This window comes from Yersinia sp. LJYL362, assembly GCF_048323875.1.
On sequence record NZ_JBLWEX010000208.1, the window covers coordinates 1 to 16,584 of the forward strand.

The following is a 16,584-nucleotide window of genomic DNA, read 5'->3' on the forward strand; positions in this document are numbered from 1 at the left end:
AACAAAACTCAATGACAATATTCGTCAGAATGGTCTGTTACAAGTAAGTATTGCAGGCTCATTAATATAGAGAGGTTATTATGAATATGATAGTCAACCATCAAATAACACTATCTGAGGAAAATAAAATTTATCCTGGGAAGGATAGTACAGATGCTGGGAATAGTATTGAAGATATAATGTCTGATTTATCAGACATTATTTTTCAAATGAATATTTTATTTAAAAAAAACCGAGATATGCTCAATGCCTATAGCCAGAAACAACAAATGCTAGGTTGGGATATTCAAATCAGTTCAATACAGAATAAACGTGATGCGATTGATAAAACAGCAACTGGTACTATTGCTAGTGGTGTTTGCTCTATTCTTGCTGGCGTAACCAGCGGATTAGGTGCTGTGGCAAGTTTAAAACTGGGTGATATAGCAATACATGGTAGCTCAGCACTTGGGCAACTCGAGGTAGGCAGCAGTAAATTGGCCGAAGGGCAAATGACTCTTCAAGCGGACCTGCAGCGCATGACGAGTGATCTGCAAAACAGTGGGGCACAATCTTATAATAAAAACATAAGTGAGTTGTCAGACAAGATAAGTGAGTTACGGCAAAATATGAAAGATTTAAGTAATAATATAAGCAGTATGATGGGCCAGATCGCCATAGCTGTGAAGTTATGAGATCCAATTCACTCAATATAGAACAATATTTAAATGATAAAAACTGCGCGGTTAAAATAGCTTACTTTGAAAATAGCGCTATAAAAATTGGGTATGAGTTTTGCCTTTATGATTATCATGTTATTTACCGAGTTGAGTATGGGGAGTTTATTATTTGTTCTCTCGAGTCTACGGTTGAAAATGGTCTTCCCGGTAATTTTCTTAAATTGTTTAATTTTTTACATCATTTAAGTATGAATGTTGCTGAGCTATCGATAGTTAGAATGATGGTTATTGATAATATTGCCAACCCTATATTTCAATCAATACGTAATCGGCTGGTTAAAATACTTATTGCCAAGGGCGCATTTTGTAAAAATATTGATGGTGATGACTGGTTGTTATTTGATGTGAGCTAAGGAGTGATATGAGTGAGAACAGTCTTGATGAGTTACAGGCTATTTGCGCAAAAATAAATAGTACCTTACAGAATAAAGGTATTCTTAATGCGAAAATGATGACGGATAAGCAGAGCGTTGATCCACAAGAGGTGCAGGCCCGATATACTCGAGGCTATCAGGCCTGGCTTGAGGATGACTATGTTGCTGCTGCGGAGGATTTTTCCTGGCTAACATTATATTTCCCATTAGAACCGCACTTTCATTTGGCCCTGGCGGGAGCAATGCAAATGCAGCAAGAATTTACGTTGGCACTCAGTGCTTATGTCTGCGCATTACTTTTAGAGGCCAAAGATCCAGAGCCGGTTTATCAAATGGCTGTTTGTTTTCATGCCATTGAAAGAGATGCTGATGCTAGGGAAGCATTACAAACCGCGATTGAAATGAGTTATTTGAGCCAGGAATACGCCCCGACGGCTGAAAAAGCCAATCTATTATTAAATAGTATCTGAAACCGACAATATAGTTTGTATAAACCATGCTTAAGGTGGACAACTATGGCCGTAGAGTGTGTAGCAGCAACATCTAAATCTTCAAGTTATGGCGATGCATTTAATTCCATAATACCAAGAGACGAGGCGAAATTAGGTGGTGAAAAACCTGTTATCCTTATTTCAGATGTAAAGGAAATGATAAATAATAAGAGAGATGAAATTACTTCAAAGAACGATATTAGCGTTAAAGAATCTAATAATACTAAGAAAATTGAGCTTGATAAATTAAAAGACGCCAGCGTTAAGTTAGCGACAAAACAATTTTTCCTCAATGCTATTGAATTAGTTTCTTCTCTGCTTTCGTTTGGTGCTAGTGTTGCTATCACTGTTGGCAGTTTTGGTGCTACAACCCCTATTGCTGCTCTGGCAGGTTTAAATCTTACTGCGTCACTGGCTAATTTTTACTGTGCCAGTTATAACTTATATTGCGCCAGGAATAATAAAGAAGAATTGACGATGGGTAGTGAGGCAATACAACAGGTTGTTTTTATACTAGCTAGTTATTGTCAGGTTTCACCGATAACCGCAAAAACAATCGCCCGCTTCACCTCGTATTTTATTAGGGGGGGAATTACGGCTTCTCTCATCGGGGTCGGGTTTTTTATTCATCCAGTTATTAATAGTAGTTTATGTCTTCTCTTAAATAATTATTCCTCAGCATTGGCCATTATAATAAGTGTTGCCGCGGTAGGGACTGTAGGAACCTTGAAGAGTTATGACAGTGATACTAAAGCAGCCATTTTAGAAAAATTAGTCAAAATTGATAAAGAGGAAATAAAACAGTCAGGCATTTTTGAAGGAGGGAAGGATGTATTGAATTCGCTTGAAGAAAAGATTAATCCCGCCAAGAAGGAAGCGCTGGGTATTGTTAATATGATTTAAGGTCTATACCGGATATCGACTCTCCTGATTATTTGTCAATCTAGCATAAGGACAATGACACTCGAAGGGATATTATGAAATCAATACAATTTATTCTATTTCGACAAGAGGGGATATTACGTTGTGACAGTATTTGCCATACTGTCCCTGCGGGGAATTTAGTCATTACTGATGAGCAGGCAACAGTATCCTCTTTTTCTCAAAGTAGTTTTATCTCAATATTGTGTCATTCCATCAACTTGTTACCGTTATATCAAGATCTTGCAAGCAAGATGGTTCAGCCGAATAAATTTTATCTGCCCCAAAACGTATATGAACGCTACAAAATATTACCGGTCAATAACGATATTATTTGTGCCACTCAGCAGTTAGTCGATTTTGAAAGAAATTCCTCGCTGCGTTTCCTATATCTATATTGTCTGGGGCTGGAACCAGTTTATTTCTCCCGATTATTAGAATCTATAGTAGGTACTAATAACGAATTGCTGGAGTTCTTTGATAAGAACCGCCTCAACCCATGGACGGTTTCGCGTTATGCCGATGAATTAGGTATTTCGACCCGTAAATTGAATTTCTTGTTTTACGAAAAATTCGGCATGTCTGCCAAGCAATGGTTATTGGATCAACGTTTGAAAAAAGGGTGTGAGCTGCTGCTATCTACCCGACTGCGTGTGGCAGATATTGCCATGGAGTGCGGTTTTAGTAATCACGCTCATTTCTCTGACAGTTTTCGTCGTCGTTTTCAACAGTGCCCGTCACATATGCGGTCACTTATGGAATAGGGGGTCTTATGGATATAAATGCTTTAGTTAATGGGTTGGCACAGAGCATCAATAAGATTGGTCAGGATTTTCAAAACCAGATGACCTCCGGCAACCCCTCAGATCCTGAGCATATGCTAAAGATGCAATTTGCTATGCAGCAATATTCATCTTACATCAATTTCAGCAGTGCTTTGATGAAGGGGATTAAGGATATGACCAGTGGGATTATTGCCAAAATATGATTCTACTTTCAGCCCCTTGCCGCCAATTAGTTGTGGAGGCGGCATTGGCGGGAGTCAACCACAGCTTACTGGCCGAGGCTCGCGACATTCTTAACGTATTACCGCAGTTAATTCCGGAACCTCAAGTGCGTTTAGTCTGTGAGGCCATGCTGTTATTTGGGCTTAATCAGCAGAGTGAAGCCTTGGCGCTATTAGCTACCTCCAGCTCACAAGAAGCACAAGGTATGTTGGCTTTGCTGCAACAAGGGATTGCTGGTTCCGCCAAGATGTGAGCCTGCGCAATAAACACTTTTATTAAACCGAGGACATCCGATGGAAATTGATGCAATCAACGCCGCCTTCAAGTTGAATTCCCCCTCCCAGCCACCTGCCGACGGGCAGCACATTGCCAAATTTGCTCAATTATTGCAGCAGGTTGAGCCAGTCACGCCAATGGTATCTCCAGACCAATTTTTGTCAGTGCAGTCTGAATGGATGCACGCCACGTTGGCGGTGGATTTAACGGCTAAAGTTGCCGGAGTGGTCGGGCAGAACATCAACAAACTGGTCAATATGCAATGAAACGGGTGCAGCGTTTGATAGCGCTATTGCTGGTGGTTATGTCCCTTTCTGGCTGTGGTATGGAGTTGTATAGCGGCCTTTCAGAAGGGGAAGCCAATCAGATGTTGGCGTTATTGATGTTACACCAGATCAAGGCAGAAAAACAGTCTGAGAAGGGAGGTACAGTCGCGCTAAATGTCGATAAAAGTCAATTTATTAACGCCGTAGAATTGCTACGACAACATGGTTTCCCCCGTCAGCGATTTGCCTCGGTAGATGAGCTTTTCCCGTCGAATCAGTTGGTGACCTCTCCGGGGCAAGAGCAGGCCAAGATGGTCTATCTGAAAGAGCAGCAATTGGAAAGCATGTTGAGCCATATGGATGGGGTTATCCAAGCAGATGTGACTATTGCTATGCCCGCGCCGACTGATGGAAAAAGCAGTGTTCCCCACGCAGCGTCGGTGTTTATCAAATACTCACCTGAAGTGAATTTACTGAGTTATCAACCGCAAATAAAGAATCTGATCCGAGATGGTATTCCGGGTATCGATTTTTCGCAGATCAGTGTGGTGATGCAACCGACTAATTATCGGTTCAGCGCCCCAGCGACGCAGCAACAGAGTCACTCGGAAGCTGCTTTGCAATGGCTATTGCGGCATGCCGCGATATTACAAATAGTCTTGGGTTTGCTGCTGGTGTTATTAGTCGGCTTGTCGACGACCTGCTTGGTGCGCTATCTGCGCCGATAATTGCCTGGAGGAAATGATGATATTGCCATTAACCGCCGATATTCACTATTTGCATCAATTAGCCTGGCGGCCTGCACAATTTGCTCATCCATTATGGTTGGCGGCTGCGGGGATGAATACCGCAAGCTATCATTATGGCCGCAATGTGGTGATGGATCGCGCGCTAAATACGCGACTGAATTGCCTGCGACATTTTCCTCAGCAACCACTGCCTGCCGTATTGAGTCAACAACAGCAATATCAAATTGTGAAACCGGAGCGCTTATCCGCGCGCTGTCTGGCGTTGGGATTGGTTTATTTACAGTGTGATGATTACCTGCGTTTGCGCCGTTACCGGCAGCAACTTTCGCCGCTATTAAGTGAGAGTGATATTCAGCAGCTCATGGGGATGGGATATCGCGGACATCTCCCTGCCAGATTAAGCCCCGCGCAATTGTTAACGACTGCATTGCGGTTGGGGCAAAGTCTTGCTCACCACGTCCGTTGTGACTGTGTGGTGTGGCGGGCACTGTGTATCTCGTTACCGCCTTTACCGCGATCACTTTCTCTGTCCAGAGCGTTATCCCTGTCAGTTGATGATTGGTTAATCCGCTTAGAGCGTTTGCTATGAACCCGCTTCAGATTCGGGTGGAAGAATTCGACTTTGCTCTACCCCTTGGCGCAGTTATCCCTGCGGCTGAATTACAGAAAATAGCGCAGAGTCGCGATATTTTGTCGGATGCCCAGGCGCAGGCGGCTGACATTGTGCAAGCGGCACGGGCCGAACGTACCGAGCTACTGGTTCAGGCGCAACAACAAGCGGATAGGCTTATCGAGCAAACCCGCAGCCAAATGGAAACTGACGTGTTAGCACAGCATGTCCATTGGTTAGTGGCTGTGGAGCAACTGGAGTCAGCGCTGATTACACAGGCCCGAGAATCTATTTTTGCTGCTATTCGTTCGGTGATGACCGCCTGGGCGGGGGAACAAGCGGTGAGCCAAATTCTGATCCACCGCTTGGGAGCGCAAGTCGAAAAGTTGGCGCATGACAATGAGTTGATATTACGTGTTCACCCACAGCATCTTTCAGCAGTGGCTGCTGCTTTAGGCTCGCGAGTGCAATGTATTGCCGATGACAATATGGCCGAAGATCAGGCGCAATTAAGCTCATCAATGCTACAGCTTACACTTTCTCTTCAGCACCATTTGTCACAACTTCTTCTTTGGCTTCAGGAATCACCAGAGCCGTCGCTTTATCAGGAACTTACAGATGATAAATGCCAATAATATCGCCGATGCACATGCTGTCCACGGCTCTTCACTCCATGAGGCTGGGCTACACGGTGAAATAACCCCCGCACGCTCGGTCACGGAGCTAGCCTGCATAGAATTGTCGGAGGTCAGACAAACTGCGTTGGAAGAAACCATGGAAGAGATCGGGTTGAGTTTGGGTTCCCGATTAAAAGATCAAAAATCCGTTGAAGCTGAGGAGCGAAATCAGCGCCGCCAGCAGTTACTGGTGAAATTAATCGCCCAGTTATCCGCGAGTGCGGACTCTTTACTGCCCAAGCATATTCCGCTTGATATGGATATTTCTTTGCTTGCCAGTCAGCTTCGCCAGGGGGGGTTATCAGCCGGGCAGCAAATCTTGTTGTTGGCCGCAATGATGGCGTACAGCAAAAATAACCTGTTACGTCGCCGCAGCCTATCGCAACTTCTTGAGCCGTTATTGGAAAGTGATGGCTGGGAAATCGAATTATTTGGTTTGCTGGAATTGGGCAGCAAGGAGAGCCGTGAACTGGGTGCCGTCAAGCAACTGTTTGCACAGAGTATTGAGCAAAGTGAGTTGTCAATTACAGAGTGGTTTGCTCAGGTGAGCCGCTGGCCAAAGCGGCAGCAACGAGTCCGGGTATTGATGCGCGCGGTGGCATTTGACCTGTCTTCTCAACCGCCGCCAAAGCGTGGTGAACGTCTGGCTGGCACACTGCGGCAACTCCGCCGTTTGTTGATGTTTCTGGGGTTGGAAGACCATTGTTCCCGCATGGGAAGAGCCTGCGCGGTAGATGGGGATGTGATTTTGAGCGAAGTGCTGGCGGTGGTGGGGCAGCCCTGGCTATTTAGTCACTGGTTGCAACCACGCATTGAGGCGATTTCAGGTCAGGATATCAATGCACATAGTCGATTTATTCGCCGATTTTATGAGTTATTCAACCTTATGCCGATTGATTGCTTCAATGATCAAGAGCAGCAACAGCAAATTTTGGCGGTGTTATTGGAGATATAACCTGGCGAATCAGGCCATGACCGGATAGCCCACTATCGGTGGGCTACATATCCTTTCCATTACTTATCAATACAGTAAAACAATAATCTATCTCGACGAGGCGTGGTTATGGAAATGGATTTAGTCGTTACCCGTAACCTTCAGTTGTTTACTCAGATGGCCGAGTTACCTTGCTCTAAATTATCCTCCCGCATGGAGTGGCAAATAGAGCAACGGCTGGTGTTCCTTGAGTGGCGCAATGGGCGATTGTTATTGACCAGCGGCGTGCAACATCGGTGTTATCACCTTGAGGACTTACTGCTGCTCCAGAGGAGTTGGCAGCTGGAACGCTTTAATGGTGTTCCCCAGCGTATCTATTTATTGAAAATGGGCATGATGGTCAGTTGCTCGCCACCAGTGTCATCAGGGGCCGAGTGTTGGTTTCAGCTATATCAGCAACAGTGTGCTTTACTCCGCCGTTTGCCGGGAGAATACCGATGAGAGAATCGGCATTGACCCGCGGTTTGATGATGATAGCTGCGCGGCAGGATGTTTTTTTGGCAGTTATGCTGCTGGTGGCGATCTTTATGATGATTCTGCCGCTGCCCACCGTCATGGTGGATGTGCTGATTGCCGTCAACCTCGCATTTTCCGTTATTCTGTTGATGATCTCGATTTACCTGCGTGACCCACTTGAATTCTCGGTTTTTCCATCGTTGTTACTGATAACCACACTTTATCGATTAGCGCTAACTATCAGTACCACGCGCTTGGTACTGCTACAGCATGATGCGGGAGAAATTGTCGAGGCGTTTGGCCAGTTTGTGGTCGGGGGTAATCTGGCGGTGGGGCTGATCATTTTCACCATTATCACCGTGGTGCAGTTTATCGTGATCACTAAAGGCTCGGAGCGCGTCGCTGAAGTTAGTGCTCGCTTTTCTCTTGATGGCATGCCGGGCAAGCAAATGAGTATTGACGGCGATATGCGAGCAGGGGTGATCGACTCGGCTGAAGCGGGGCGACTGCGCGAGCGGGTCCAAAAAGAGAGCCGTCTGTTTGGTGCTATGGATGGGGCGATGAAGTTCGTTAAAGGGGATGCTATCGCCGGCATTATTGTCATTCTGGTGAATATTATCGGCGGCATCACTATTGGTGTGTTGCAACACAATATGTCTGCCGAAGAGGCGATGACCACGTATGCCGTGTTATCCGTCGGGGATGGATTATGCGCTCAAATCCCGTCATTACTTATCTCGATCACGGCTGGGATAATTGTCACCCGGGTGCCTGGCCAGGATAAACAGAGTTTGGCCAAAGACTTGGCAATACAAGTAGGGCGTCAACCCGATGCCTTGTTGCTGGCGGCGGCTATCCTGACTGTTTTTGCCCTGTTGCCAGGTTTTCCTTTCCTGATTTTTATCCTGCTGGCAGCACTGGTCGCTACCCCCGCCTTCTTACTTTATCGGAAGAAGAAACCAAGCGCTGGAGCCAGTGATCGTGGCGATAAACTGCCTTCCCCGGCTAGCGCGATGACCCCTGGAGCCGTGCCATTGATGCTGTATTGCGCGCCCAATTTACGCTATCCCCATCTGGGGCGAGATCTTGATGGCTTGCGTTGGCGCTGGTTCGAACATCTTGGCGTGCCATTGCCCGAGGTAGTTGTCCGCAGTGATCCTAGCCTGGCTGAAAATGAATTATCGATCCGAGTCTATCAAGAGCAAGTGCTGAAACTGACATTACCTTTTGATGATGTATTACTGCTGCAACCCAGTACCTCGCTCGCCACACGCAGTCAGGTTCTTGGCATGAAAATGGGTAGCTTTGAGTGGTTGCCCGCCGAGCAGGCGCGTCATGCCAGCACGTTGGGCATTCCCTATGCGCAGGGGCATCAACGTATTATCCATTGCCTGACACGCGTGCTTGAGCGGCATACCGCTGAGTTTATTGGCGTGCAAGAAACCCGTTATCTGATGGACGCTATGGAGGCGCGTTACGGCGAGCTGGTCAAAGAGCTACAGCGCCAGATGCCGGTCGGCAAGGTGGCAGAAACATTGCAAAGATTGGTGGAAGAAGATATTTCGATCCGCGATTTACGCACTATTTTCGGGGCGCTGGTGGCGTGGGCACCGAAAGAGAAAGATATCGTCATGTTGACCGAATATGTCCGTATCGCCCTACGTCGTCATGTGTGCAGCCGATTTAGCAAAAACAAAGTCTGGTTGCCAGTATTGCGGTTGGGGGAAGGGGCGGAGAATCTGATCCGTGAGTCTATCCGTCAGACCTCAGCGGGGACCTATTCTGCGCTGGAAGATAAACATTCGCGGCTGCTTCTCGACAAAATAACAGGCGCTTTTGCTGAAAATACCGATGCGGTGTTGTTGACGAGCATCGATGTACGGCGCTTTTTACGCAAAATTGTTGAGCGGGATATTTTTGCGCTACCGGTACTTTCCTGGCAGGAACTGGGCGATGAAATGAATATTAAGGTAGTAGGTACCATCGAGCTTATCGGAGATGAACTTGATGAAACTACCTGATATAGCGCGATTAAGTGTTCAGTTGCAGCAACAATTACGCCTATTGCCTTCCCCTCCGAGCGGCATCGAATCTTGCGGGCCGATATTAGATGTCGGCCCGACTCTGCTACGCGCCCATTTACCCGGTGTTGCGCTGGGGGAGTTATGCCGAATTACCTCACCGGACATGTTGGCCGAGGTGGTCGCTATTGAGCAACAAACAGCATTACTGTCGCCGTTTGCCTCCTCCGCAGGTTTACGATGTGGTCAATGGATTTCTCCGCTTGGACATGAACATCGCGTCAGAGTTGGGGTGGATTTGCTTGGACGAGTATTGGATGGTTTGGGGGAGCCAATAGATGCTGGCCCTCCCCTTCGTGGGCATTGGCGTGAGCTGGATTGCCCGCCACCTGATCCATTAACTCGTCAGCCAGTTCAGCAAATATTGACCACCGGTATTCGTGCCATTGATGGTGTATTGAGTTGTGGCGAGGGGCAACGAATCGGTATTTTTGCTGCCGCCGGAGTAGGTAAAAGCAGCTTATTAAGCATGTTATGTCGCGGTTGTCGCGCGGATATCATCGTGTTGGCGCTGATTGGTGAAAGAGGCCGTGAAGTGCGGGAATTCCTTGAGCAAGTGCTAACGCCCGAAACCCGCGCCCGCACAGTAGTGGTGGTAGCAACCTCTGATCGCCCCGCGCTGGAGCGGTTAAAAGGTATTTATACCGCCACCACTGTGGCTGAATATTTCCGTGAGCGGGGGGGGAAAGTGCTGTTAATGGCCGATTCGCTCACTCGCTATGCCAGAGCCGCCCGTGAAATTGGTTTGGCTGCGGGGGAACACCCTGCGATGGGCAGTTTCCCCACCAGTGTCTTCGCCGCACTTCCCCGGTTACTTGAGCGTGCGGGCAATAGTGAACGAGGGAGCATAACTGCTTTTTACACCGTGCTAGTTGAGGGGGATGACATGAATGAGCCGGTGGCTGATGAGGTGCGTTCGCTATTGGATGGGCACATCGTGTTATCGCGCCAATTGGCCGGTGCCGGGCACTATCCTGCTATCGATATTGCCGCCAGTGTGAGCCGTATCATGCCGCAAATTGTCAGTGCGGAGCATCGGGCATTGGCACAAAAACTGCGTCATATACAGGCCTGCTATCAGGAGATCGAGTTGCTGGTGCGAGTGGGTGAATATCAGGAAGGTCAGGATTTACAGGCTGACGAAGCACTACAGCGCTACCCAGGCATCTGCGCCTTTTTGCAACAGGAGAGCGCTTTATCATCATGCAAAACCGATACCGCCGGTCTCACTCATACCTTGGTTCAGCTCGCACAGGCATTGGGCTTATCAATCGAGCATTAACTATTTTCCTGCGGCTTTTGACTCTGCGCCAGCGCCAGGAGCGCCGTTTACGCCAGCAATTAACGTGCTTGCGACAAGAAGAGCAACAACTAGAGCGGCAGTTGGCGAGTTTCCATCAAGAACGCCAGGGGTTATGCCAGCAATTACATAGGATTGCCCAATGGCGCGGCAAACTAAATCCGAGGCAAGCAGAGGAGCAGAGAGCCTTGCAGCACAAGGTGTATCAGGCGGAACGGCAGTTACACCAATCGCTCCGTGAGTTAGCCGCTAAAAGGCAGCAACAGCAAGACGCCATTGTGTCGCAGCAGGCGCTGTTAAGGACAAATCAGCGTGAACAAGAAAAATTACGGATGCTAATCAAAGATGAGTCGAATCGATATTGAAGGCGCATTACCACTGCTCAGTGATAGGGGCTTTAACGGGGAGCGGCCACAGAGCTTAGACCATGAAAGGCAAAAACAGCAATTTGCCCGCTATCTTCCTCCTCGTTCATCTGCAATGCAGGATATGGCCCATACGCAGTCGGCTTTTGGTGAGGGCAAATTGATGCAAACTGACTACCGCATCCTCAGTGGACCTCTATCAGGTGTACAGGTTCATGTCAGCCTGGCCGCTCATGGTTTGCATATTGTGCTCAGTCACAACAACCGTGACTGGGTCGAACGTTTACAGCGCTTACAAACTCGTTGGCAGCGGCAACTGCATCAATTGGGATTCCCTTGCTTGTTGGAGGTGACCCATGGTGGGGACACTATCGGCTGAATTACGCCAGCTCAGCGCCATCATTGGGCGTGGGCGTCATAGTGATGGTATTTACGCCACACTGGCGCAGGCCGAGGGGGAGGGTATTTACCTGCCACTCCATTATGACGGCAAGGTATGCGGTTTCTGGTTATCCCAACGCTGTTGGAATAACTGGCTGGCATCTTCGCTGGCAACAGATGAACCCCATTTGCTGGCGGCTGAATTGGTTAACGCTATGGCGACTTGGGCTATTAGTCCGCTGCTGGGTGCGCTATCAGAGTTAACTTTTGACGAAACTGCGCCAGTGGCGATGACACTTTTGCCCCAATGGGCGGTGGTGCTGGCTTTTGAACTGGAAGGCCAGCAACTCAGTGGCGTGTTGTTTGATTGGCCTTTGGCGAGGTTAGCTGAAACCTTATCTGATTGGCACCGCGAGCAGGCCGCCGAGCAAGATCTGTTGTGGCAGGCGGGATTAGTGGTGGGATGGAGTCGATTATCATTGTATCAATTGCAACAAATCAGGCCGGGGGATGGGGTACGAATTAACTGTGCTGCAAAATGGAAACACGGGAACTGTTGGCTATGGCAAATGGCATCACCGCAGATTTATATCAAACTGGAAGATGAAAACAGCATGACTATTCAAAAAGTTAATGACGATATTGATTCATTTCTGTCGCTGGATATCGCCGCCATACCTAACATGCCCCAGACGGTAGAACTCGAGCAATTACCGCAAACACTGGTGATGGAAATTGGCCGCTTAACTATACCGCTGGCAGATATTAAACAGCTAGCTGTCGGGCAAACATTGGCATGCCAGACTCAGTTCTACGGTGAAGTTAATATCCGATTGCATGGGCAGCCCGTCGGCAGGGGCAGTTTGTTGTGTTGTGATGAGCAGTTGGTCGTGCGCATCGATCAGTGGCTTCTCCGGCACACTTGACGCCGCAGCGGCGTTTCAGGTCATGACCCGATACGAGAGAGTGCTGAGCCGATAAATACTCTGGTTATTGTTTTACCCGACAGGCCAGCTTTTGCGGAATAGACTATGGAGTTACTGAATTCGTCCTCTCAATTGATTGTCCTGCTTTTTCTTCTGTCATTACTCCCCTTGCTGATGGTGATGGGAACATCGTTTCTCAAACTATCGATTGTTTTCTCATTGCTGCGGAATGCATTAGGGGTGCAGCAAGTGCCACCCAATATTGCCATTTACGGTTTGGCGCTGGTGTTAACCATTTTTATCATGGCTCCGGTCGGATTAGATGTACATGCCCGCCTACAGGATGAGCCGTTACCCAATGATCTCGGTGCTTTGCTACATCATATTGACGAGCATGCGCTGGAGCCATATCGCGATTTTTTACAACGAAATACCGATGCAGCACAGGTTCATTTTTTCAATGACATCGTCCAAACCAAGTGGCCGGTCCGCTATCGCGACACCATCAAACCCAACTCGCTGCTGATATTAATGCCCGCTTTTACCCTGAGCCAGCTAACTGAAGCCTTCAAAATTGGCTTACTGCTTTATTTGCCCTTTGTGGCGATTGATTTGATTGTCTCTAATATTTTGCTGGCAATGGGCATGATGATGGTATCTCCCATTACGATTTCATTACCATTCAAGTTATTAATTTTCATACTGATTGATGGCTGGGGATTGTTGCTGGGGCAGTTAGTGGGGTCTTACTTATGAATGGCCAACAGGAGAAGTGGCCATGAGCAACGCCATTGTGGTTCATCTGGCGACTCAATTGCTATGGATAGTTTTACTGCTATCGATGCCGGTGGTAGTGGTGGCGTCAGTGGTAGGGATAGTTGTCAGCTTGTTACAGGCACTCACCCAAATACAGGACCAAACATTACAGTTTTTGATCAAATTACTCGCTGTATCCGCCACATTATTGATTACCTATCATTGGATGGGATCGACATTGCTGAATTACACCCAGCAGACCTTTTTGCAGATAACCAGTATGCGGTCTTGATATGCATGACTCTTTGCACTGGCTAGGGGCCTTAGGTCTGGCGATGATGCGCCCTTATGGCATGTTACTGATATTGCCTCTGTTTACGGCGCGCAGTTTGGGTAGTAGCTTGCTGCGTAATAGCCTGGTTTTTGCCATCGCCCTGCCAGTGACTCCGATGTTTTTCACCACATCCTTGCTGTATCACGATAGCCTCACTGGGTGGTTTTGGGTGCTTTGTATCGAGCTGATGGTCGGGGCGATGATTGGTTTTGTCGCCGCATTGCCTTTTTGGGCGATTGATATGGCGGGCTTTCTGATTGACACCTTACGTGGCGCCACTATGTCCACGTTGTTTAATCCCAGCATGGGGATGGAATCCTCCATTTTTGGTGTGCTGTTTACGCAAATATTAACGGTTTTGTTCCTGATTTCAGGCGGGTTCAATCTGGTACTCACAGCACTTTATAGCTCTTATGAAATCTTACCTTCTGGTAGTGGTATCCAGCCCACCTCGGCAATACTGCACTTTCTGCAAAGTGAATGGCAGCTGATGTATGAACTCTGTTTGAGTTTTGCTTTGCCAGCGATGCTGGTCATGGTGTTAGCGGATTTGTCTTTAGGTTTAATTAATCGCTCGTCCCAACAACTGAATGTGTTTTTTCTGGCAATGCCGATCAAAAGTGCATTGGCGTTATTGCTATTACTGATTAGCCTGCCTTACGCATTACATCATTATTTGGTCGGCATTAATCAGACCGAGCAGAAAATAAGCACATTTATCCCATTGATAAAAGGAGGGAATAATGAGCGGTGAAAGTAGTGAAAAGAATGAAAAGCCCACTGCTAAACGGCTGAGAGAAGCGCGGGAGAAAGGGCAGGTCATCAAGAGTGTCGAGATAACCTCTGGGGGGCAATTGGTGGTGCTGGTGGCTTATTTTTTCCTGGTGGGTAACTCCATCATTGATCAGATTGGTGCTTTGATCCGCAGTACAATCAACCAATTACAGCAACCCTTCACCTTCGCACTGGCGCGTATTGGGTCAGAATGCACGGCGGTGCTCATCCATATTGTGGGAATCCTGGGCGGAGCGCTGATTTTGATGACAATTCTTGCCGGAATTGCGCAGGTCGGGCCGCTATTTGCAACTAAAGCTGTAGCGTTTAAAGGCGAACATATCAATCCAATCGATAATGCCAAACAGCTCTTTTCATTGCGTAGCCTGTTTGAGTTAATTAAATCTTTACTAAAGGTAGGGGTGTTAACCCTGATTTTCGGCTATCTGTTGGCGCGATACGCCACTTCTTTTGGTTATCTGGCGTATTGCGGCAGTAGTTGCGCGATCCCGGTATTTGGCACATTAATGAGTTGGCTATTGGGTGCATTGATTGCCTGTTATGTGGTTTTCTCTCTACTGGATTATACTTTTCAGCGCTATAACACCATGAAACAGCTGAAAATGTCTCACGAAGAGGTTAAGCGGGAATACAAAGATAGCGATGGTGACCCACATATTAAGCAGAAGCGGCGGCAATTACAGCAGGAGGTACAAAGCGGCAGTTTCGCTAAAAATGTCCAGCGTTCCACGGCGATAGTGCGTAATCCCACCCATTTTGCTGTTTGTCTGTTTTATCACCCAGATGATGCGCCACTTCCAATGGTGATTGAAAAAGGCAAAGGTGAACGGGCTGCATTGATTATCAAATTGGCGGAACAGCAAGGCATTCCGATTGTAGAAAATATTGCACTGGCTCGCGCATTACATCGCGATGTGGTTTGTGGCGATACCATACCTGAAACCTTATTTGAACCGGTTGCCGCTATCTTGCGCCTGGCTTTAGCGCTGGATTATCAATCACCGGAGGAGGATGAACAACATTGATCCGCGACACATATCCATCCAGTCAATATCTCCTCTCATTAAATTAACTTTTAGCTAACATCTAATTTTCAATACATCATCCCTTCATTAAAGAAATAATTGGCTTATTATACGTAGGTCTATTTTCTCGCAACGGCATATGAGCCTACTCTTGTCGGCGACAACACGTATTTTGGAGGTGTCAGTGTGAGCTGGCAGATGTTTAAATCTCAATATTTGGTGCGCTTCTGGGCCCCTCTACCCGCGGTAATTGCCGCCGGTATCTTATCGACTTATTACTTTGGTTTAACCGGTACGTTCTGGGCGGTTACTGGTGAGTTCACTCGCTGGGGGGGTCACCTGATGCAGCTGTTTGGCGCACACCCGCAAGAGTGGGGTTATTTTAAAGTTATTGGCTTAGAAGGGACTCCACTGGATCGCATCGATGGCATGATGATCATTGGAATGTTTGCTGGATGCATTGCTGCTGCGTTGTGGGCTAACAATGTGAAACTGCGTAAACCCCAACATGGTATTCGTATTGCTCAGGCACTGGTCGGTGGCATTATTGCTGGTTTTGGTGCGCGGCTGGCAATGGGGTGTAATCTGGCGGCTTTCTTTACCGGTATTCCGCAGTTTTCACTGCATGCCTGGTTCTTCGCGCTCGCGACGGCAGCCGGTTCCTATTTCGGTGCTAAATTCACGCTATTACCGCTGTTTCGTATTCCGGTGAAATTGCAAAAAGTGACAGCAGCCGCGCCATTAACCCAGCACCCAGCCAGGGCTGCGCGACGTTTTCGTCTCGGCATGGTGGTGTTTGTTCTGGCGCTAGGTTGGTCATTGATTGAGTTGTTCCGCCACCCAAAATTGGGTATCGCCATGTTATGTGGGATTGGGTTTGGGCTGCTGATTGAGCGGGCGCAAATTTGCTTTACTTCTGCCTTCCGTGACCTGTGGATAACCGGGCGCACGCACATGGCGAAAGCGATTATTCTGGGAATGGCGGTCAGTGCTATTGGGATTTTCAGTTATGTACAACTGGGTGTCGCACCGAAGATTCTATGGGCCGGGCCGAATGCAGTGATTGGCGGTTTACTGTTTG

Annotated in this window: 23 protein-coding genes; all 23 read left to right on the top strand. The window is 47.6% G+C overall.

The window, feature by feature from the left end:
- Nucleotides 1–80: 80 nt before the first annotated feature.
- Complete coding sequence (locus tag ACNSO8_RS10850; protein WP_263700083.1) at nt 81–674, top strand: chemotaxis protein; 594 nt, start codon at nt 81–83, stop codon at nt 672–674.
- Nucleotides 671–1,072 (top strand): hypothetical protein, encoded by a 402-nt coding sequence (locus ACNSO8_RS10855; protein WP_019084301.1) that lies wholly within the window; start codon nt 671–673, stop codon nt 1,070–1,072. Before ACNSO8_RS10850 ends, ACNSO8_RS10855 begins: the two co-directional genes overlap by 4 nt.
- 8 nt (nt 1,073–1,080) lie before the next feature.
- Nucleotides 1,081–1,563 carry a hypothetical protein gene (locus ACNSO8_RS10860; RefSeq protein ID WP_019084300.1) on the top strand — a complete coding sequence of 161 codons (483 nt, stop codon included), beginning with the start codon at nt 1,081–1,083 and terminating at the stop codon, nt 1,561–1,563.
- A 45-nt stretch (nt 1,564–1,608) separates the two neighbouring features.
- Nucleotides 1,609–2,487, top strand: a complete 879-nt coding sequence (locus ACNSO8_RS10865) for a hypothetical protein (protein ID WP_019084299.1) — start codon at nt 1,609–1,611, stop codon at nt 2,485–2,487.
- A gap of 74 nt (nt 2,488–2,561) precedes the next feature.
- A complete protein-coding gene (locus ACNSO8_RS10870) occupies nt 2,562–3,269 on the top strand; it encodes a helix-turn-helix transcriptional regulator (RefSeq protein ID WP_411919042.1) in 708 nt (235 codons plus the stop codon).
- A gap of 8 nt (nt 3,270–3,277) precedes the next feature.
- On the top strand, nt 3,278–3,493 hold the full coding sequence (sctF, locus tag ACNSO8_RS10875; RefSeq protein WP_019080772.1) for a type III secretion system needle filament subunit SctF: 216 nt from the start codon (nt 3,278–3,280) through the stop codon (nt 3,491–3,493).
- Complete coding sequence (locus tag ACNSO8_RS10880) at nt 3,490–3,765, top strand: EscG/YscG/SsaH family type III secretion system needle protein co-chaperone (protein ID WP_019080771.1); 276 nt, start codon at nt 3,490–3,492, stop codon at nt 3,763–3,765. The genes sctF and ACNSO8_RS10880 overlap by 4 nt, the downstream gene beginning before the upstream one ends.
- A gap of 40 nt (nt 3,766–3,805) precedes the next feature.
- The gene (sctI, locus tag ACNSO8_RS10885) at nt 3,806–4,054 is read left to right on the top strand and encodes a type III secretion system inner rod subunit SctI (RefSeq protein ID WP_050158996.1); all 249 of its coding nucleotides are present in this window, start codon (nt 3,806–3,808) and stop codon (nt 4,052–4,054) included.
- Entirely contained in the window at nt 4,051–4,782 is a 732-nt protein-coding gene (gene sctJ / locus ACNSO8_RS10890; protein WP_019080769.1) for a type III secretion system inner membrane ring lipoprotein SctJ, read from the top strand. The genes sctI and sctJ overlap by 4 nt, the downstream gene beginning before the upstream one ends.
- A 16-nt stretch (nt 4,783–4,798) precedes the next feature.
- Complete coding sequence (locus ACNSO8_RS10895; protein ID WP_418394627.1) at nt 4,799–5,392, top strand: type III secretion system domain-containing protein; 594 nt, start codon at nt 4,799–4,801, stop codon at nt 5,390–5,392.
- A complete protein-coding gene (gene sctL / locus ACNSO8_RS10900; RefSeq protein WP_263698262.1) occupies nt 5,389–6,048 on the top strand; it encodes a type III secretion system stator protein SctL in 660 nt (219 codons plus the stop codon). The genes ACNSO8_RS10895 and sctL overlap by 4 nt, the downstream gene beginning before the upstream one ends.
- Entirely contained in the window at nt 6,032–7,045 is a 1,014-nt protein-coding gene (locus ACNSO8_RS10905) for a TyeA family type III secretion system gatekeeper subunit (protein WP_019084294.1), read from the top strand. Before sctL ends, ACNSO8_RS10905 begins: the two co-directional genes overlap by 17 nt.
- A 108-nt stretch (nt 7,046–7,153) precedes the next feature.
- Nucleotides 7,154–7,525, top strand: coding sequence for a type III secretion system protein (locus ACNSO8_RS10910; protein WP_019080765.1), 372 nt, complete (start codon nt 7,154–7,156; stop codon nt 7,523–7,525).
- Entirely contained in the window at nt 7,522–9,561 is a 2,040-nt protein-coding gene (locus ACNSO8_RS10915) for an EscV/YscV/HrcV family type III secretion system export apparatus protein (protein ID WP_411928572.1), read from the top strand. The genes ACNSO8_RS10910 and ACNSO8_RS10915 overlap by 4 nt, the downstream gene beginning before the upstream one ends.
- Entirely contained in the window at nt 9,548–10,903 is a 1,356-nt protein-coding gene (locus ACNSO8_RS10920; RefSeq protein ID WP_019084292.1) for an EscN/YscN/HrcN family type III secretion system ATPase, read from the top strand. Before ACNSO8_RS10915 ends, ACNSO8_RS10920 begins: the two co-directional genes overlap by 14 nt.
- 8 nt (nt 10,904–10,911) lie before the next feature.
- On the top strand, nt 10,912–11,286 hold the full coding sequence (locus ACNSO8_RS10925; RefSeq protein WP_050121680.1) for a type III secretion protein: 375 nt from the start codon (nt 10,912–10,914) through the stop codon (nt 11,284–11,286).
- Entirely contained in the window at nt 11,267–11,665 is a 399-nt protein-coding gene (locus tag ACNSO8_RS10930) for a hypothetical protein (protein ID WP_019080761.1), read from the top strand. Before ACNSO8_RS10925 ends, ACNSO8_RS10930 begins: the two co-directional genes overlap by 20 nt.
- The gene (locus tag ACNSO8_RS10935; protein WP_019080760.1) at nt 11,643–12,593 is read left to right on the top strand and encodes a YscQ/HrcQ family type III secretion apparatus protein; all 951 of its coding nucleotides are present in this window, start codon (nt 11,643–11,645) and stop codon (nt 12,591–12,593) included. Before ACNSO8_RS10930 ends, ACNSO8_RS10935 begins: the two co-directional genes overlap by 23 nt.
- Nucleotides 12,594–12,698: 105 nt before the next feature.
- Nucleotides 12,699–13,349 (top strand): type III secretion system export apparatus subunit SctR, encoded by a 651-nt coding sequence (gene sctR / locus ACNSO8_RS10940; protein WP_019080759.1) that lies wholly within the window; start codon nt 12,699–12,701, stop codon nt 13,347–13,349.
- A gap of 22 nt (nt 13,350–13,371) precedes the next feature.
- A complete protein-coding gene (locus ACNSO8_RS10945) occupies nt 13,372–13,641 on the top strand; it encodes an EscS/YscS/HrcS family type III secretion system export apparatus protein (RefSeq protein WP_005156602.1) in 270 nt (89 codons plus the stop codon).
- Between the two features lies 1 nt (nt 13,642).
- Nucleotides 13,643–14,437 carry a type III secretion system export apparatus subunit SctT gene (gene sctT / locus ACNSO8_RS10950; protein WP_050158998.1) on the top strand — a complete coding sequence of 265 codons (795 nt, stop codon included), beginning with the start codon at nt 13,643–13,645 and terminating at the stop codon, nt 14,435–14,437.
- Nucleotides 14,427–15,503 carry an EscU/YscU/HrcU family type III secretion system export apparatus switch protein gene (locus ACNSO8_RS10955; protein ID WP_019080757.1) on the top strand — a complete coding sequence of 359 codons (1,077 nt, stop codon included), beginning with the start codon at nt 14,427–14,429 and terminating at the stop codon, nt 15,501–15,503. The genes sctT and ACNSO8_RS10955 overlap by 11 nt, the downstream gene beginning before the upstream one ends.
- A gap of 186 nt (nt 15,504–15,689) precedes the next feature.
- Nucleotides 15,690–16,584 (top strand): selenium metabolism membrane protein YedE/FdhT (gene yedE / locus ACNSO8_RS10960; RefSeq protein WP_418394626.1); only part of this gene is annotated, 895 nt, incomplete at its 3' end.

What these genes read in the sequence shown, in the direction of transcription:
- ACNSO8_RS10850 (WP_263700083.1), top strand. Translation starts at nt 81, where the DNA reads ATGAATATGATAGTCAACCATCAAATAACACTATCTGAGGAAAATAAA.
- ACNSO8_RS10855 (WP_019084301.1), top strand. Translation starts at nt 671, where the DNA reads ATGAGATCCAATTCACTCAATATAGAACAATATTTAAATGATAAAAAC.
- ACNSO8_RS10860 (WP_019084300.1), top strand. Translation starts at nt 1,081, where the DNA reads ATGAGTGAGAACAGTCTTGATGAGTTACAGGCTATTTGCGCAAAAATA.
- ACNSO8_RS10865 (WP_019084299.1), top strand. Translation starts at nt 1,609, where the DNA reads ATGGCCGTAGAGTGTGTAGCAGCAACATCTAAATCTTCAAGTTATGGC.
- ACNSO8_RS10870 (WP_411919042.1), top strand. Translation starts at nt 2,562, where the DNA reads ATGAAATCAATACAATTTATTCTATTTCGACAAGAGGGGATATTACGT.
- sctF (WP_019080772.1), top strand. Translation starts at nt 3,278, where the DNA reads ATGGATATAAATGCTTTAGTTAATGGGTTGGCACAGAGCATCAATAAG.
- ACNSO8_RS10880 (WP_019080771.1), top strand. Translation starts at nt 3,490, where the DNA reads ATGATTCTACTTTCAGCCCCTTGCCGCCAATTAGTTGTGGAGGCGGCA.
- sctI (WP_050158996.1), top strand. Translation starts at nt 3,806, where the DNA reads ATGGAAATTGATGCAATCAACGCCGCCTTCAAGTTGAATTCCCCCTCC.
- sctJ (WP_019080769.1), top strand. Translation starts at nt 4,051, where the DNA reads ATGAAACGGGTGCAGCGTTTGATAGCGCTATTGCTGGTGGTTATGTCC.
- ACNSO8_RS10895 (WP_418394627.1), top strand. Translation starts at nt 4,799, where the DNA reads ATGATATTGCCATTAACCGCCGATATTCACTATTTGCATCAATTAGCC.
- sctL (WP_263698262.1), top strand. Translation starts at nt 5,389, where the DNA reads ATGAACCCGCTTCAGATTCGGGTGGAAGAATTCGACTTTGCTCTACCC.
- ACNSO8_RS10905 (WP_019084294.1), top strand. Translation starts at nt 6,032, where the DNA reads ATGATAAATGCCAATAATATCGCCGATGCACATGCTGTCCACGGCTCT.
- ACNSO8_RS10910 (WP_019080765.1), top strand. Translation starts at nt 7,154, where the DNA reads ATGGAAATGGATTTAGTCGTTACCCGTAACCTTCAGTTGTTTACTCAG.
- ACNSO8_RS10915 (WP_411928572.1), top strand. Translation starts at nt 7,522, where the DNA reads ATGAGAGAATCGGCATTGACCCGCGGTTTGATGATGATAGCTGCGCGG.
- ACNSO8_RS10920 (WP_019084292.1), top strand. Translation starts at nt 9,548, where the DNA reads ATGAAACTACCTGATATAGCGCGATTAAGTGTTCAGTTGCAGCAACAA.
- ACNSO8_RS10930 (WP_019080761.1), top strand. Translation starts at nt 11,267, where the DNA reads ATGAGTCGAATCGATATTGAAGGCGCATTACCACTGCTCAGTGATAGG.
- ACNSO8_RS10935 (WP_019080760.1), top strand. Translation starts at nt 11,643, where the DNA reads ATGGTGGGGACACTATCGGCTGAATTACGCCAGCTCAGCGCCATCATT.
- sctR (WP_019080759.1), top strand. Translation starts at nt 12,699, where the DNA reads ATGGAGTTACTGAATTCGTCCTCTCAATTGATTGTCCTGCTTTTTCTT.
- ACNSO8_RS10945 (WP_005156602.1), top strand. Translation starts at nt 13,372, where the DNA reads ATGAGCAACGCCATTGTGGTTCATCTGGCGACTCAATTGCTATGGATA.
- sctT (WP_050158998.1), top strand. Translation starts at nt 13,643, where the DNA reads ATGCATGACTCTTTGCACTGGCTAGGGGCCTTAGGTCTGGCGATGATG.
- ACNSO8_RS10955 (WP_019080757.1), top strand. Translation starts at nt 14,427, where the DNA reads ATGAGCGGTGAAAGTAGTGAAAAGAATGAAAAGCCCACTGCTAAACGG.